Source organism: Methylotenera mobilis 13 (genome assembly GCF_000384255.1).
In the GTDB taxonomy this organism is placed as follows: domain Bacteria; phylum Pseudomonadota; class Gammaproteobacteria; order Burkholderiales; family Methylophilaceae; genus Methylotenera; species Methylotenera mobilis_B.
The window spans coordinates 2,092,350-2,107,546 of sequence record NZ_KB913035.1; the positions used below are offsets into that span (position 1 = coordinate 2,092,350).

12 protein-coding genes and 1 tRNA gene are annotated in these 15,197 nt (G+C 42.5%); 3 read left to right on the plus strand and 10 right to left on the minus strand.

Annotated features, from left to right (window positions below):
• Positions 1–33 precede the first annotated feature (33 nt).
• From parC to A391_RS0109910, 3 genes are all read right to left on the minus strand, one after another.
• A complete protein-coding gene (parC, locus tag A391_RS0109900; protein WP_232416172.1) occupies positions 34–2,307 on the minus strand; it encodes a DNA topoisomerase IV subunit A in 2,274 nt (757 codons plus the stop codon).
• 11 nt (positions 2,308–2,318) lie between these two features.
• Positions 2,319–4,304, minus strand: coding sequence for a DNA topoisomerase IV subunit B (locus A391_RS0109905; protein WP_019899109.1), 1,986 nt, complete (start codon positions 4,302–4,304; stop codon positions 2,319–2,321).
• Between the two features lie 362 nt (positions 4,305–4,666).
• Entirely contained in the window at positions 4,667–5,578 is a 912-nt protein-coding gene (locus A391_RS0109910; protein ID WP_051089123.1) for an ATP-binding protein, read from the minus strand.
• A gap of 543 nt (positions 5,579–6,121) precedes the next feature.
• Between A391_RS0109910 and A391_RS13925 the strand changes: the two genes are divergently transcribed.
• Positions 6,122–6,460 carry a DUF2325 domain-containing protein gene (locus tag A391_RS13925; RefSeq protein ID WP_019899113.1) on the plus strand — a complete coding sequence of 113 codons (339 nt, stop codon included), beginning with the start codon at positions 6,122–6,124 and terminating at the stop codon, positions 6,458–6,460.
• Positions 6,461–6,569: 109 nt separating this feature from the next.
• On the opposite strand, the gene cysK is transcribed toward A391_RS13925, so the two are convergent.
• The 4 genes from cysK to A391_RS0109935 form a co-directional block, all read right to left on the minus strand.
• On the minus strand, positions 6,570–7,547 hold the full coding sequence (cysK, locus tag A391_RS0109920; RefSeq protein WP_019899114.1) for a cysteine synthase A: 978 nt from the start codon (positions 7,545–7,547) through the stop codon (positions 6,570–6,572).
• A 391-nt stretch (positions 7,548–7,938) separates the two neighbouring features.
• Positions 7,939–9,165 carry an IS256 family transposase gene (locus tag A391_RS0109925; RefSeq protein WP_019897592.1) on the minus strand — a complete coding sequence of 409 codons (1,227 nt, stop codon included), beginning with the start codon at positions 9,163–9,165 and terminating at the stop codon, positions 7,939–7,941.
• A 54-nt stretch (positions 9,166–9,219) separates the two neighbouring features.
• On the minus strand, positions 9,220–9,624 hold the full coding sequence (locus A391_RS13930) for a hypothetical protein (RefSeq protein WP_019899115.1): 405 nt from the start codon (positions 9,622–9,624) through the stop codon (positions 9,220–9,222).
• 65 nt (positions 9,625–9,689) lie between these two features.
• Positions 9,690–9,902 (minus strand): TIGR02450 family Trp-rich protein, encoded by a 213-nt coding sequence (locus tag A391_RS0109935; RefSeq protein WP_019899116.1) that lies wholly within the window; start codon positions 9,900–9,902, stop codon positions 9,690–9,692.
• A 175-nt stretch (positions 9,903–10,077) separates the two neighbouring features.
• Here A391_RS0109935 and A391_RS14405 point away from each other — a divergent pair.
• Positions 10,078–11,438, plus strand: a protein-coding gene (locus tag A391_RS14405) for an IS3 family transposase (protein ID WP_088177625.1) whose coding sequence is annotated in 2 segments (ribosomal slippage) — positions 10,078–10,531 and positions 10,531–11,438 — 1,362 coding nt in all. Because the reading frame shifts where the segments join, the coding sequence is not laid out codon by codon here.
• 70 nt (positions 11,439–11,508) lie between these two features.
• Here A391_RS14405 and pqqA read toward each other — a convergent pair.
• The 3 genes from pqqA to A391_RS0109955 form a co-directional block, all read right to left on the minus strand.
• A complete protein-coding gene (gene pqqA, locus A391_RS14710; RefSeq protein ID WP_012777389.1) occupies positions 11,509–11,580 on the minus strand; it encodes a pyrroloquinoline quinone precursor peptide PqqA in 72 nt (23 codons plus the stop codon).
• 195 nt (positions 11,581–11,775) lie between these two features.
• Positions 11,776–11,865, minus strand: a tRNA-Ser gene (locus A391_RS0109950).
• A 67-nt stretch (positions 11,866–11,932) separates the two neighbouring features.
• Positions 11,933–13,177 carry an adenylate/guanylate cyclase domain-containing protein gene (locus A391_RS0109955; RefSeq protein ID WP_019899118.1) on the minus strand — a complete coding sequence of 415 codons (1,245 nt, stop codon included), beginning with the start codon at positions 13,175–13,177 and terminating at the stop codon, positions 11,933–11,935.
• Positions 13,178–13,573: 396 nt separating this feature from the next.
• Between A391_RS0109955 and exaC the strand changes: the two genes are divergently transcribed.
• Positions 13,574–15,094, plus strand: a complete 1,521-nt coding sequence (gene exaC / locus A391_RS0109960; protein ID WP_019899119.1) for an acetaldehyde dehydrogenase ExaC — start codon at positions 13,574–13,576, stop codon at positions 15,092–15,094.
• The last annotated feature ends 103 nt before the right edge of the window (positions 15,095–15,197 follow it).

A 15,197-nucleotide genomic window follows, 5' to 3' on the forward strand; every position in this document is an offset into this window, starting at 1 on the left:
AAACACAGCAATCACTAAAACATCAGATTGGCATTAAAACAGACCGGCCTGTTTTTTGATGATAGGTTTACTGTCCAATACGGAAAAACCTTTTCTAGCTCGCTTAGATAAATACTTAGACATAACTTCACCATCAATTATCTTAGTTTTGCTTTTCACTACAATAGCGACTGACTGCCCATCACTCAACTCAATACGAGATAATGACACCTTGTCTGGTATATCCATGATGCGCACACCCTTACCACCATTTGGATATTCATTCACTTCGCTCAAAGGGAAAACCAGCAGCTTGTTCTCTGATGAAGTCACCGCAAGATGCGTACGTTCATCCAGTTTAATCGGTTGCAGAATGGTCGATTTATCTTCTGGCTTCATAAAAGCCTTACCCGCTTTAGGTCTTGCTACCAAGCCTTTCAACGGTGCAATAAATCCATAGCTATTAGACGTAGCGAATAAATATCTATCATCATCTTTACCTGAAAGCGCATGGACTAATTTAGCGCCATTCTGCACCTCGATGATTGAGCTGATTGGTATACCATCTCCTTTGCCGCCAGGTACTGTAGATGCATCAAATGCGTAGCATCGACCACTTGTATCCAGCAGCACAATTGGCAACACCGTGCGCGTTTCTATCACTGCAAACTCGCCATCACCAGCTTTCCAAGCGATAGAGTCACGCTCGACACCATGCCCTTGCCTTGCCCGAATCCAACCATTTTTAGAGATTAAAATAGTCACTGGCTCATCCACGACAAAAGCTTTTTGTCCACCCTGCGCACGTTCAACTGGCTCAATCAATGTACGTCGATCATCACCATATTTTTCTGCATCTTGCTTAATTTCTTTTGCGGTCAATCGACGTAATTTGGTATCGCTACCTAAAATCGTTTGTAAACCATCCGCTTCTTCACGCAAGTCTTTTAGTTCTTTTTCAATCTTAAAGCCTTCCAGCCTAGCCAACTGGCGCAAGCGAATTTCTAAAATATCTTCCGCTTGTATCTCACTTAACTGAAATGCGGCAATCAAATCTGCTTTAGGCTCATCTGAATTACGAATGACCTTAATCACTTCATCAATATGCAGAAAGGCGATCATGCGCCCCTCTAAAATATGGATGCGCTTATTAATCTTGTCTAGGTCAAACTGGCAGCGCCTGCGCACCACGTTAAGACGGAATGCAATCCACTCTTTAAGAATAGCAATCATGCCTTTTTGTGCAGGGCGCCCATCGGTACCAATCATCACCATATTAACTGGGCATGACACTTCCATGCTGGTATGCAGCAACAGAAAGGCCATCAACTCGTCACTAGACACCTTGCTGGTCTTAGGCTCGATAATTAGCCGAACATCCTTTTTACCTTCACTCTTTACCGTGTCAATCATGCTCAAGGCTGATTGCTTGACCAGCAATTGGTCTTGATCAATCGTCTTTTTATCTTTTTTCGGCTTTGGGTTGGAGATAGCAAGAATCTCATCCTGTATCGTTTCTACAGAAACGCCGTGCGGAAGCTCATGAATAATAATGCGCCACTGACCTCGTGCCATCGGCTCGACTATCCAACGCGCACGCAGCCTTAATGAACCACGACCTGTTTCATACGTAGAAAGAATATCCGCCGTTTGCGTAATCAACTGGCCACCACCTGGGAAATCTGGGCCTGGCACATGCTGCATGAAATCCGCAGTTGTACAGTTCGGATTCTCCATAATATGCAACACAGCGTTTGCAATCTCACGCATATTATGTGGCACCATTTCAGTCGCCATACCCACGGCAATCCCAGATGCGCCATTTAATAGCATCATCGGTAACCGCGCTGGCAACAGCACTGGCTCTTGAAAAGCACCGTCGTAGTTATTCTGAAAATCTACCGTGCCTCGATCAATTTCAGACAGCAGTAAATCTGCAATTGGCGATAAGCGCATTTCGGTGTAGCGCATCGCAGCTGCACCATCACCGTCACGTGAGCCAAAATTACCCTGTCCGTCAATCAATGGGTAGCGTAATGTAAAGTCTTGCGCCAAACGAACAGCGGCTTCATAAGCAGAGCTATCACCATGTGGATGGTACATACCCAACACATTACCGACTACGCGAGCCGACTTCACGGGCTTGACGCCAGCGACTAGACCCATTTCCTTCATTGCATATAAAATGCGGCGTTGCACTGGTTTCTGGCCATCCTCTACAGAAGGTAATGCACGGCCTTTCACCACCGAGACGGCATAAGCTAAATAAGCTTCCTCTGCATACTCGCCAATGGGGACTGCATTTTCTTCGTTATTATTTTCTAACATACCTGTATCCATTAAACATCCGCCTCCACATCATTACCGCGACGCTCCATCCATTCTTTCCTTGCAGCTGATTCATTCTTTGCCATCAGCATATCGAACATCTTCAGTGCGCCACTAACCTCGCCTTCTGGCAATCGCACCTGTATCAAACGTCTTGTATCAGGACAAAGTGTGGTTTCCCATAGTTGCTCAGGGTTCATTTCACCTAAACCTTTAAAACGTTGAATGCTCAGTCTTTCCTCAGAAATACCTTCACGTTTAAGCTTTTCTATCATCGACATTTTTTCAGCATCATCTGACACATAGATTTTACGTAAAGGCTTATTTTTGCCATGTGCTGGTACGTCAATACGATACAACGGTGGTTGCGAGATATACACATGCCCACGCTCAATCAACTTAGGCGCGTGTCTTAGCAGCATCGTGAGTAGCAACACCTGAATGTGCGAACCATCGACATCGGCATCAGACAATATGCACAATTTACCGTAGCGCAATCCAGAGAAGTCAGGGTTATCTTTTAGCGTATGCGGCTCAATACCAAGCGCGACAAAAATGTCATGCACCTCAGAGTTAGCAAAGATGCGCCCAGCATCCACTTCCCATGTATTTAACACCTTACCGCGCAATGGCAATAAAGATTGAAACTCATTGTTTCTGCCCATCTTTGCGCTGCCGCCAGCTGAGTCACCCTCAACCAAAAACAACTCAGCTTCCATCGTGCCAGCCGCCTCACAGTCAGTGAGCTTTGCTGGCATCAGGTTGATACCGGTGGTTTTACGCTTCTCAATTTTCTGTGTGGATTTATTACGGGCAGCTGCCGTACGATTCACTAAGTCAGAAATACGTTTGGCATGATCTACATTCTGTGTCAGCCAATTTTCCATCATCGGCTTAATCGCAGAAGCCACCATTTTCATGGCGTCTCGATTCGTCAGCTTTTCTTTAGTCTGCCCCTGAAATTGAGGATCTAACACTTTAGCTGCCAATACATAATAAACGTTATTCCAAACGTCTTCCGATGAGATCTTTACGCCACGCTGCATCATGCTGTGATGCTCCATGAACGATTTAACCGCCTCAAACACCCCGTTACGCATACCAGCCTCGTGCGTACCGCCAGAGAGCGTAGGAATCAGGTTCACATAAGACTCACCACGACCGCCCCCAGCACCGAAAGATAATGCCCATATCGCACCCTCACCTTTCGAGATGCCGTCTGTGTTGTCCTGATGATAGAACTCACCTGAGATAATGGGGATAGGCACTTCATCATCCACCACTTCACGCTCACCGATCAGCTCATCCAAATATTGTGGCAAGCCATCCGCATAAGTCCATGAGCGCTCTTCAAAGCCATCAGCGCCCTCAATCGAAAGTGTCACGCTAACACCGCGTAACAATACAGCTTTTGATTTAATCAGGTGCTCTAACTGTTGAATAGAAACTTTAGGCGAATCAAAGTATTTAGGGTCTGGCCAACACTTTACCGTGGTGCCTGTGTCTCGCTTGAGACACTTGCCAACCTCTTTTAAAGGCTCTATGCAATTGCCATTTTCAAAGATAAGGCCATGAATTTTGCCATCACGCTTAACTTTTACCTCTAATCGTGTAGACAACGCATTGGTGACAGAAACACCTACGCCATGTAGTCCACCCGAAAAACGATACGAACTATTTTCATCTTCTTTATCAAACTTACCGCCTGCGTGCAGCTGCACAAACACAAGCTCAACCGCTGGCTGAGTTTCACCTTTAGGAATCTCGACAGGAATACCGCGACCATTATCAGATACTTCAACCGCACCATCCTTAAAAATGGTGACATGAATACTAGCAGCATGGCCACCCAACGCTTCATCAGCCGCGTTATCAATCACTTCTTGAACAATATGTGTAGGTGAGTCAGTTCGGGTGTACATACCAGGTCTGGCACGCACGGGCTCTAATCCTCTCAGTACCTTTACCGAATCTGCGTCGTATTCTTTTTCTGCCATCGATCTAACCTTTTGTATTGATATTTCAAGTGTAATTTATCTGACGTTATTTTATAAAACTAATTAACTTTTTTACGTGAGATTCTATTAAAAATTAACGACACCAGTAAATATTCATTCATGTTCAATTCAATCATCATTATTTTTATGCACGTATATGCCTAAATGGCTTGCCACTATCTAGCTTCGCTCCACAATTTCTGTGGATAACATTGTGGGGTGCATGGGGATACACGCGCTAAGTAACTGGTGTATATGGAAAACGCTAAAAAGAAGCATTTTTAAACAAAGTAACATTACTTAATCTTGTTTTAAATACAGCTTATTCATGAGATTACCCATCTATAGCCATGAACAATGCACTAAAGTAGTTTTTCATTTTTCAACAAAGTGCGCCCTGCATAATCACGTGCAAACTGTGAAGCAATACGGCCAGATCTAGACCCGTGCTCAGTTGCCCAATGTAGTGCCTCATCCCGTACGCTGTCATTCATAGCGAAACCAAAGCTTTTCACCCATTGGCTCACCGCTGTTAAATATTCATCTTGGCTAAAACTGTAAAAATGCAAACGCAGGCCGAAACGGTCAGACAGTGAAATTTTCTCCTCCAAACTATCGCTTGGATGTATCTCACCTTGGTGATCTTTACGATGCTCTAAATTATCTACCATTTTTTCAGTCACTAGATGCCTACGATTCGAGGTCGCATAAATCAACACATTGGCAGCCGCACCTACAACAGAACCATCAAGCACAGTTTTTAAAGCTTTGTAGTGATGCTCGCCATCTTCAAAAGACAAATCATCGCAAAATACAATAAAACGTTCTGGGCGCTGACAAACCAGCTCGATGATAAGAGGTAAATCATCCAAATGCTGTTTTTCAACCTCTATTAAGCGTAGCCCTTGCTGATGAAACTCATGTAAACAGGCTCGCACTAAAGATGACTTGCCCGTACCTCTCGCTCCCGTCATTAAGGCATTATTCGCTGGGTAACCGTGCAAAAATTGCAATGTGTTCTGATAAAGTCGCTCTATTTGCAGCTCAATATTGCATAACTGGTCAAACGCAATGAGTTGCGGCGCAGTGACTGGTATTAAATGCGGCGCATGATGAATGCCATGGCTACGTTGCCAGCGGTAAGCAAATGCCTGAGAAAAATCGGTTGTTTGCTGATGTTGTGCTGATGGTGAGGCCTCAAGTGCTGAAGCAATACGATCTAACGAGTCAAACAAGCGTTCAATCTGCTCTGGGGGTAATAGTGGGTTTGTCATGATATTCGTGCGCATTAAATAGATAACATATTTATTATATGTTTATATCAAGCTATCCAATGCGTTGATTTAATCAACTGTGTGACAAATCAGCAGTATGTTTGCATCTACCCTGCCGATATCTATCAGCTAACAACACTCCACAATTTCTGTGGATAACATTGTGGGAGGCATGGGGATATAACTGCTAAGTCGCTGCAACACTTGGATATCTAGGAATAGAAACAATTTTAAGCAACTCTTATCATCACCTTAATATTCAATCAACCCACTCACATTCAAGCAAAGAGCTTCTTGCTATCCAACATGAACGTACATGTGCTTATGCGCACATTTATATTCCATTAAGTTATAAAAATATAAATATAGATTATTTTTAATTGTTATAAGAAAACGCTACAGTATTTCCATCGTGATTATTCTTAGTAAAGTTAATCATCGAAGGCATGCGAAAAATAAAAGCATTGACACATCATTCAAACTAGCAATATAGAGCCGTACCAGACAAAATTTAGTGCGGCTATCAAACAGGAGACTCTCATCATGAGTTCAGTATTAATTGTAGGTGGCGACCAAGTCGAGGGTATTAAAGAGGTGCTTGGCAACTATGGAGTAAGCAACATTCACCATTGGTCAGGTAGAAACGGTGGTGATGCAAATAAAATGATTCCACAAGGCACCAAAGTGATTGTATTGGTGACAAAGTGGGTGAATCATTCCATCACTTATAAAGTGAAGAAACACGCCACAAAGCGTGGTATTAAAGTACTATATACCCCAAATGGATCTAGAGAAAGAATGTTTGATATTATCAAGAAAGATGAATTAAAGCCAACTATTGCGTCTGCATTTAAAGAAAAGAGATGGTGGCAGTTTAATTAGATATCGATTTTTGTTGAGCACTCATCTCCCTAAGCTAATCAGCAAAGTCGATGAGTACTTAACATCAAATACTGCAGACCGGCGAAACGATTCAAACTGCCTTATTTCTTTACAGCGCAATCCCCTTATCATCAAATAAACCATCAAACAGTATAGAGCTTAAATAACGCTCACCTGAGTCTGGTAATATTACAACGATAGTTTTGCCCGAGTTTTCTGGTACTTTTGCATAGCGGACAGCTGCCGCAACTGCTGCGCCACAAGAAATGCCCGCAAGAATCCCTTCCTCTTTCGCCAAACGCTGGGCGTAAAGCACAGCCTCTTCATTGGTCACTTGAGCGATTTCATCCACCAGTGTCATATCCAATATTTCGGGAACAAAGCCAGCGCCTATCCCTTGTATTTTGTGCGGCGCTGGTTTAAGTTCTTCACCTGCCCGTTTTTGACTGAGCACAGGGCTTGCTGCCGGCTCTACTGCTACAGAGGTAATCGCTTTACCTTCTGTATTTTTAATATAACGTGAAATACCAGTAATGGTACCGCCAGTTCCTACACCAGAAACTAAAATATCAATCTTTCCATCGGTGGCATTCCATATTTCAGGTCCTGTGGTTTTTTCATGAATGGCAGGATTCGCTGGATTTTTAAATTGCTGCAGTAACACATAGCGATTAGGATCTGACGCTGCAATTTCCTCAGCTTTGGCAATAGCGCCACTCATCCCCTTTGCTCCCTCAGTAAGTACAAGTTTTGCACCATAAGCAACTAGTAACTTACGCCGCTCAATGCTCATGGTTTCAGGCATTGTCAGTGTAAGCGGAATCCCTCTCGCTGCGGCCACAAAGGCTAACGCAATGCCTGTATTGCCACTTGTGGGCTCTACAATCTCTTTACCCGAGCCGAGCAAACCACGCTCCTCTGCATCCCATATCATGGCGGCACCAATCCTACACTTTACAGAGTAAGCTGGATTACGCCCTTCTATCTTGGCAAGTACTGTTGCAGTAGCTCCATCTGTCACTCTATTTAATTTAACCAGCGGAGTATTGCCAATAGATTGGGCATTGTCTTCAAACCAATTCGCCATAATAATCCTTATCATGTTTAGCTAGCATCTAAACCAATACATAGAGCTAGGTATAAATAGACAGTCTACCAAATAACTTTTACAACTAAAAATAATTGATGAGTATTTGATTACAACGAAAAAGAATATAAAGAATTAATTAAAGATCATAATCTAGGCTTGCAATAGTCTAAACACGATACATTTAAAAGCTCTGCGGTGACGACGCTAGGTATTGCGTATACATTTAAGATTAAAAACCGATAGTTTCTACCTACTAAAATAACTCAGCCTGGGCTGGAGGTGGTGCATTTAATAACGCATCAATATCTATCTCAAAAATTCCAAGTTTTCCGGAACATGGCATCAACGCTAAAGAGGGTGTCCCGAATTTTGTGTAAACGTCGGTTGATTACTGCTGAGGCATCCTCTCTTCAAATTGAATAGTAAACCTATTTAAAGCAGGTTTCCAATCACGTAGTGGCATCGTCCATTTCTTGCTGATGTTTTGCAGCGCCAAGTAGAACAATTTCATCACAGCTTCATCATTTGGAAATGAACCACGGCTCTTCGTCACTTTACGTAAACTCATATTCACCGATTCAATCGCATTGGTGGTGTAGATGATTTTGCGTATTTCTGGTGGGTAATCAAAGAACGGTATGATACGCGCCCAGTTGCTGCGCCAGGATTGTGCAATCGGTGGGTAGGCATCATCCCATCTTACTTCAAACTCAGACAGATATTGTTCTGCTTCATCAATCGTTGACGCGGTATAAACGCGCTTTAAATCAGCAGCCACAAGCTTACGCTTCTGCCAGCCCACGTAATTCAAGCTGTTACGCACCATATGCACAATACACAATTGAACCGTTGCCTTGGGATAGACAGTTTCGATCGCCTCAGGAAAGCCCTTTAGACCATCCACACAGGCAATGAAAATGTCCTGTACCCCTCGATTCTTGAGTTCAGTCACAACACTTAGCCAGAACTTGGCACCTTCGGTCTGGGCGATCCACAACCCCAATACTTCTTTCTCTCCCTGAATGTTGATGCCGATGGCAAGATAGACTGCCTTAGACCTGACCGCACCGGTATCTCGTACTTTGGCATGGATGCAATCCAGATACACCACTGGGTAAATAGCATCCAATGGGCGAGACTGCCATTGCTTCACATCTTCAACCACAGCATCAGTGACCGATGAAATGAGCGTAGGTGACACTTCAGTGCCATACATTTCAGCCAAGTGGCCTTGAATCTCACGCACCGTCATGCCACGCGAGTACAGGGAGATGATCTTGTCATCAAAGCCTGTCCAGCGTGTTTGATGTTTAGGAATCAGTTGCGGTTCAAAACTGGCATCACGATCACGGGGAATCTCAATAGGCAATTCACCGAATTCACCCTTGAGCGTCTTACGGCTTTTACCGTTACGGGCATTGCCAGTGCCATTCATTACTGCTTCGTGTTTGTCATGGCCAAGGTGTTCAGCCATCTCAGCTTGCAGCGCACGTTCAACCAGTGCTTTGGTGAGTTGCTTGAGAAGACCATTCTCACCAATCAGGTCTTCTGGTTTTTTATAGTTAGCTAATAAGCTATCAATTAGATCATTGGGTAATACTTTTGGTATCGTCATTTTTATTCCATTCCTGAAAATAGCAGTTTCCTGCAAAATGACGTTTACACAAAATTATTTACACCCCCACGCTAAAGGCTTAGGCTGTTCAAATAAAAGTCCATAGTGCTTACTATCAACACCTTGAAATTGTGCACGATGTTGAAGGCTAGTTGATTCAGGTAACTCTCCTGGCCGACTGCAAAGTATCAAGTCTGCAACGCCAACTACACCACCAAACTCCAGCTTCTCTTTGGCTGGCAATGGGATGTCAGTATTTGCTTTCAGATAATCATAATAGACATCATACAAACCTTTACTTGCATGTATTAATATAGGACCACGATAAGTCGTCCCCCATGTGCGATCGTCCACCATCAAATATCCGTTCGCAATCAACCATGCAAAAGGCTGCTTAAATGAAAGTGCTTGAAAGCATCCCTTGGTTGCTCCTGCTTTTAATCTTTCAATCTCAGTCATTATTTTGCTTTACTCACAATTTGCCACACTAAGGCCAGTTACTATCCAGCACGGCCAACAGGATGCTACCAACCTTGTTTCCAAACGCTCACATCTTTTAGCGCTTCCCAGCACAATATTTGCACTCGCTTTGAGTGCACAGCCTCAAGCTCAACGTACTCAATATTAACCATAGGTGCTTCAGGCAACATCACTTTGGTGACTATAAAATGCTTTTCTTTATTAATAGGATGAACGGCTGTCCATTTACTATGTAGTAACTTTTTGGGATTTAACATCGTTGTGCAAGAAATATAAATGATAGAAGCAAACGTAAGTATATCGTTGAGGTGAAAAAAATAGCTAAACTAAATATGTGGCTAGCCCACCACCAGCGGACATAAAAAAACCCAGACTATGAACTGCACCCAAAAATTTAGACATTATGCCTAACTTATTAAGGTGCAGTTTTTTATGGCTAAATATTCGTATGAATTTAAACTGTCTGTTGTTGAGTATTACCTTCTAAACAAAGTGGGCTACAGAGTAACTTCAAATAAATTCCAAGTTGAAGAGAGTACAGTTCGCAATTGGATAGCGCTGCACAATCATCATGGCGCTGAGGCGCTAATCAAGAAACCCAATCCCAACTATTCTCTAGCATTTAAATGTTCTGTCATTGAGCATATGCGAGCAGAGAAGCTGTCAATCAGACAAACTGCTGCACACTTTAACATTCCGGCATTGACCACTGTTGCCCGCTGGAAAATGCTTTATGAAAGCGGTAGGATAGCAATTTCTATCAAGCCCAGGGGGCGAGCTAAGGCGATGTCCAAACCACCCACACCGCCAGAGAAACCTCTGGAAGAAATGACGCATCAAGAACTATTGGCAGAAGTACGTTATTTACGTACGGAGCATGCTTATCTAAAAAAGCTCGATGCCTTGATTCAGCGCAAGCAATTGGAAGAAAAGAACAAGCAGAAATAATTGCTGAATTAAGGCCACATCATATGGCTCAGGATTTGATACGTGCAACTGGTACACCTAAGAGCTCGTTCTATTATGGACAGCAGCGTGTTAACTTACCGGAGCGTTACTGTGCTGAGAAATCCAGGATTCAAGAAATCTACCACCAACATAAAGGTCGTTACGGGTATCGCCGTATTTGCTTGGTATTGAAGCAGATGGGGTATGGGATTAATCACAAGACTGTCCTAAAGTTGATGAAAGAGCTGAAGCTTAAATCGATTGTGCGCGTAAAGAAATATCAGTCTTATCGTGGGCGGGTTGGATTGGTTTCACCTAATCAGTTAGCGCGGCAGTTCCAGGCTTCGACACCCAATGAAAAATGGGTTACCGATGTGACGGAGTTCAACATCTTGGGTAACAAGGTATATCTCTCCCCTATACTGGACTTGTATAACGGAGAGATTGTGTCCTATGCCGTGGCGCAACGGCCGCAATATAGTTTGGTGGGCATCATGCTTCATCAGGCCATCAGCAGACTAGAGCCACATGAAAAACCAATGGTACATTCGGATCAGGGCTGGCAGTATCAGATGTCTTGCTATCAAGCAGCGTTACAAGCACGCGGGTTAAGTCAAAGCATGTCAAGAAAAGGTAACTGCTTAGATAATGCTGCAATGGAAAGTTTCTTTGGAGTGCTTAAATCTGAGTTTTACTACACCAAGAAATTTACAGATGCAGATGATTTCATTAAAGAGCTAAAGGAATATATCTGGTATTACAATCACGAAAGAATTAAGACAAAATTAAAAGGACTGAGTCCTGTGCAATACAGAAATCAGTCCTTATTTTTAACCCAAGCTTAATGTCCAACTTTTAGGGGTCAGATCACTAGTCTGGGTTTTTTAATTTTAATTACTGTACATCTGTCAATAATTACTTGTTCATTACGTACATAGTAACTTCAAAGCCAAAACGCATTTCTGTCGCTGCTGGTGTTGTCCACATAATATATCTCCTAAGTATTCGTTTTGAACTGACATCATCTCTTGTTCGAGTAAGTTTATTATAAACCTTCATCAAAAAATCACACTGTCACTGTTCATGAATGACAGGTACGTAAAATCATGAATAGATAACTTCTTATGTAGAGAATTAAGTTTAGATATACTTAAAAAAATGACGCCGGACAACAAACTGATATGGCGGAAGAGGCGAGATTCGAACTCGCGATAAGGTTACCCCTATGCCACCTTTCCAGGGTGGTGACTTAAACCGCTCATCCACTCTTCCGTTAGGGAGCGAATTATAGTGCAATTCAAGATAAAAGCCTACGTAGCTGTGCTTTTTTATTCCTAGATTACCTAGCTTGGTTCAGCAAAATATACGTATCTAGAATGCCTTTACCTTTCACTTCTACGCCTGTGCGCAATGAAAACGGATAATCATGCGATAGCAGGTTTTTTGTCTCTGTAGACACTTGAATCGTATTTGGCAAACTAGTCTCCTCCATGCGGCTGGCCATATTGACAGTATCCCCCCATAAGTCATAGCTAAACTTACTGCTACCAATCACGCCAGCAACCACTGGGCCACTATTAATCCCAATTCGCATGCCTAAATCAATACCAACTTTTTCCGACAGTTCTTTTAGCACAACTTGCATCTCCAGCGCCATGCCAATAATCCGGTGAGCATGGTCTGGACATATTACAGGTGCGCCAGAAACCACCATGTAAGCATCACCTATTGTCTTAATCTTTTCAACTTGATATTTATCGGCCAATTGATCAAACTTTAGAAATATTTCGGACAATAAATCAATCAACTGTGTAGGCGACATTTTGTCCGACATTTGCGTAAAGTTAATTAAGTCAGCAAACATCACTGTCACACTTTCATAATGATCAGCGATACGCATATCATGCGCTTTTAGTCTTTGTGCGATAGGTGCTGGCAGAATATTGAGCAAAAGCTTCTCTGATCTGGCCTGCTCAATTTCAAGAGAATGCATAATGCGCTCTTTTTGCGCTTGGAAAAAACGTAAAACACCATACAAGATTGCGGCGGTTCCCGTAATATTCATCAAGAAAAAAGTATCTTTAACGTCACTCGGAATGGGCATTGCGTTCACAGCAAAGTAATTGTTCATTTTCCAAGAAAGAAATGCCAATCCGATAAAAAGCAAAAACCACGGTGTGGATTGACGGGTACCCAAAATCATTAATGCGCCTACTGGTGACAAGATTGCCCAGATTGCCACACCGCTAGACGCCTCAAACCCGCCAATCACCCATTGCATAAAGAAAGGCATGACCAACAGCATCACTAGTTGTGTAAAGGTGAAATACTCAAAGCGCTTAGAATGATAAAAAATGAATAAACTAAGATAGGAAATAACTAGGTAAAAATATGGAACTGCTGCAATAACGGCATAACCCTCACCAAGACCTGACAAGGTGTATATCCAAAAAAAACTGACCAGTGTCTCAGCAACAACTAATATTGATAAGATGGCCTTTCCTAAACTCAAAGAAGTTGGATTAAATAAACCATCCCAAAATCCACGTGCAAATATTGGTGAGTTTGCTAAGTTAGCTGACATATTTGAACATTAAAATGCAGTTTTCTAAAATCGATAATTACACTATAACTTAAGCATCTGTGTTTTTCTATTTTTAAATCAATCAACATATCAAATTACTTTGAAACCAAAGATCAAATACTACGTCTTAGAATGTGGAAAGCAACACACAAAAATTTATAAAGATTGAATCATGGATTCTTGTCTCAATAAATTCATTAATTTTATAATTGCTGTCGACTAATGCTTGATTTGCGCGCGCCTTAGGGTTATTGTTTTGAGGTGGCAGTGTTTACGAAACCCTTTTATTTACAAGCACTTTAAGCATTTATAAGAAGAATAAAGTTTATTGATAAATAATAGAGGCTTAACAACAGGAATCACTATATTAACGATAGAAAAACTATAGGAGTTGGCATGAGTTTAGATTTATTAAAAGGTCTTGGCGTAAAGATACCTTACAAAGCTAAATATGATAATTTTATTGGTGGTAAGTGGGTAGCTCCAGTTAAAGGTGAGTATTTTGATGTGATTACACCAATTACAGGCAAACCTTACACGCAAGCGGCTCGCTCTGGTGCTGAAGATATTGAATTAGCACTAGATGCAGCTCACGCAGCGGCAGACGGCTGGGCTCGTACAGCCCCAGCACAACGTGCTAACTTACTATTAAAAATTGCTGATCGTTTAGAAGCTAACTTAGAGCTATTAGCGACTGCTGAAACAATTGACAACGGCAAACCTATTCGTGAAACGCTAAATGCCGACATCCCATTAGCGATTGACCATTTCCGTTACTTTGCAGGCTGCCTCCGTGCGCAAGAGGGTAGCTTAAGTGAAATTGATGAGAATACAGTTGCTTACCACTTTCATGAACCATTAGGTGTTGTTGGCCAAATCATTCCTTGGAACTTCCCTATTCTGATGGCTGCATGGAAACTAGCGCCAGCAGTGGCTGCGGGTAACTGTGTAGTAATGAAGCCTGCTGAGTTCACGCCGATCAGTATTCTTATTTTAATGGAGTTGATTGCAGACATTCTACCGCCTGGTGTAATTAACATTGTCAATGGTTATGGCCGTGATGTAGGTGCACCACTTGCCAACAGCCGCCGTATCGCCAAAATTGCATTTACAGGCTCTACCGCAACAGGCCGTGTCATTGCGCAAGCTGCTGCTGCTAATTTGATTCCTGCAACATTAGAGTTAGGTGGTAAATCACCTAATATCTTCTTTGAAGACATCGCGCTTGCTGATGATGACTTTTTTGATAAAGCGGTTGAAGGTTTAGTGCTATTTGCATTTAACCAAGGTGAGGTTTGTACCAGCCCGTCACGTGCTTTGATTCAAGAGTCGGTGTATGACAAGTTCATGGAGCGTGTACTTCCACGTGTTGCTGCAATTAAACAAGGCAACCCACTAGACCCTAATACGATGATTGGTGCGCAAGCGTCTCAAGACCAACTGAACAAAATCATGTCTTATATGGACATTGGTAAACAAGAAGGTGCACAAGTATTAATTGGCGGTGAGCGTAATGTATTAAGCGGTGCATTTGCTGACGGTTATTACATTCAGCCAACCTTACTTAAAGGCCATAACAAAATGCGCGTGTTCCAAGAAGAGATTTTTGGCCCAGTGCTAGCTGTGACTACTTTTAAAGATGAAGCTGAAGCATTAGCGATTGCTAACGACACAGTATTTGGCTTGGGTTCTGGCGTCTGGTCACGCGATGGTAGCCGTGCTTACCGTATGGGTCGTGGCATTAAAGCTGGTCGCGTTTGGACTAACTGCTATCATGCCTACCCTGCGCATGCCGCTTTTGGTGGGTATAAAGAATCTGGTATTGGCCGTGAAACACACAAAATGATGTTAGATCACTACCAACAAACTAAGAATCTTTTAGTAAGCTATAACGCTAAAAAATTAGGTTTCTTCTAATATTTAGGTTTATCGCTAATCTTTTTAGAATTCCCACCATGTTACATGCTGAGGTTCTAAATAGTTAACACAGAGAGGCGGCTAACCCCGCCTCTTTTTTTGA

Excerpts from the sequence above, each read along its gene's own strand:
- cysK (WP_019899114.1), bottom strand. The coding sequence starts at position 7,547 with ATGGCGAATTGGTTTGAAGACAATGCCCAATCTATTGGCAATACTCCG.
- A391_RS0109925 (WP_019897592.1), bottom strand. The coding sequence starts at position 9,165 with ATGACGATACCAAAAGTATTACCCAATGATCTAATTGATAGCTTATTA.
- exaC (WP_019899119.1), top strand. The coding sequence starts at position 13,574 with ATGAGTTTAGATTTATTAAAAGGTCTTGGCGTAAAGATACCTTACAAA.
- parC (WP_232416172.1), bottom strand. The coding sequence starts at position 2,307 with ATGTTAGAAAATAATAACGAAGAAAATGCAGTCCCCATTGGCGAGTAT.
- A391_RS0109955 (WP_019899118.1), bottom strand. The coding sequence starts at position 13,177 with ATGTCAGCTAACTTAGCAAACTCACCAATATTTGCACGTGGATTTTGG.
- A391_RS0109910 (WP_051089123.1), bottom strand. The coding sequence starts at position 5,578 with ATGACAAACCCACTATTACCCCCAGAGCAGATTGAACGCTTGTTTGAC.
- A391_RS0109935 (WP_019899116.1), bottom strand. The coding sequence starts at position 9,902 with ATGTTAAATCCCAAAAAGTTACTACATAGTAAATGGACAGCCGTTCAT.
- A391_RS13930 (WP_019899115.1), bottom strand. The coding sequence starts at position 9,624 with ATGACTGAGATTGAAAGATTAAAAGCAGGAGCAACCAAGGGATGCTTT.
- A391_RS13925 (WP_019899113.1), top strand. The coding sequence starts at position 6,122 with ATGAGTTCAGTATTAATTGTAGGTGGCGACCAAGTCGAGGGTATTAAA.
- A391_RS0109905 (WP_019899109.1), bottom strand. The coding sequence starts at position 4,304 with ATGGCAGAAAAAGAATACGACGCAGATTCGGTAAAGGTACTGAGAGGA.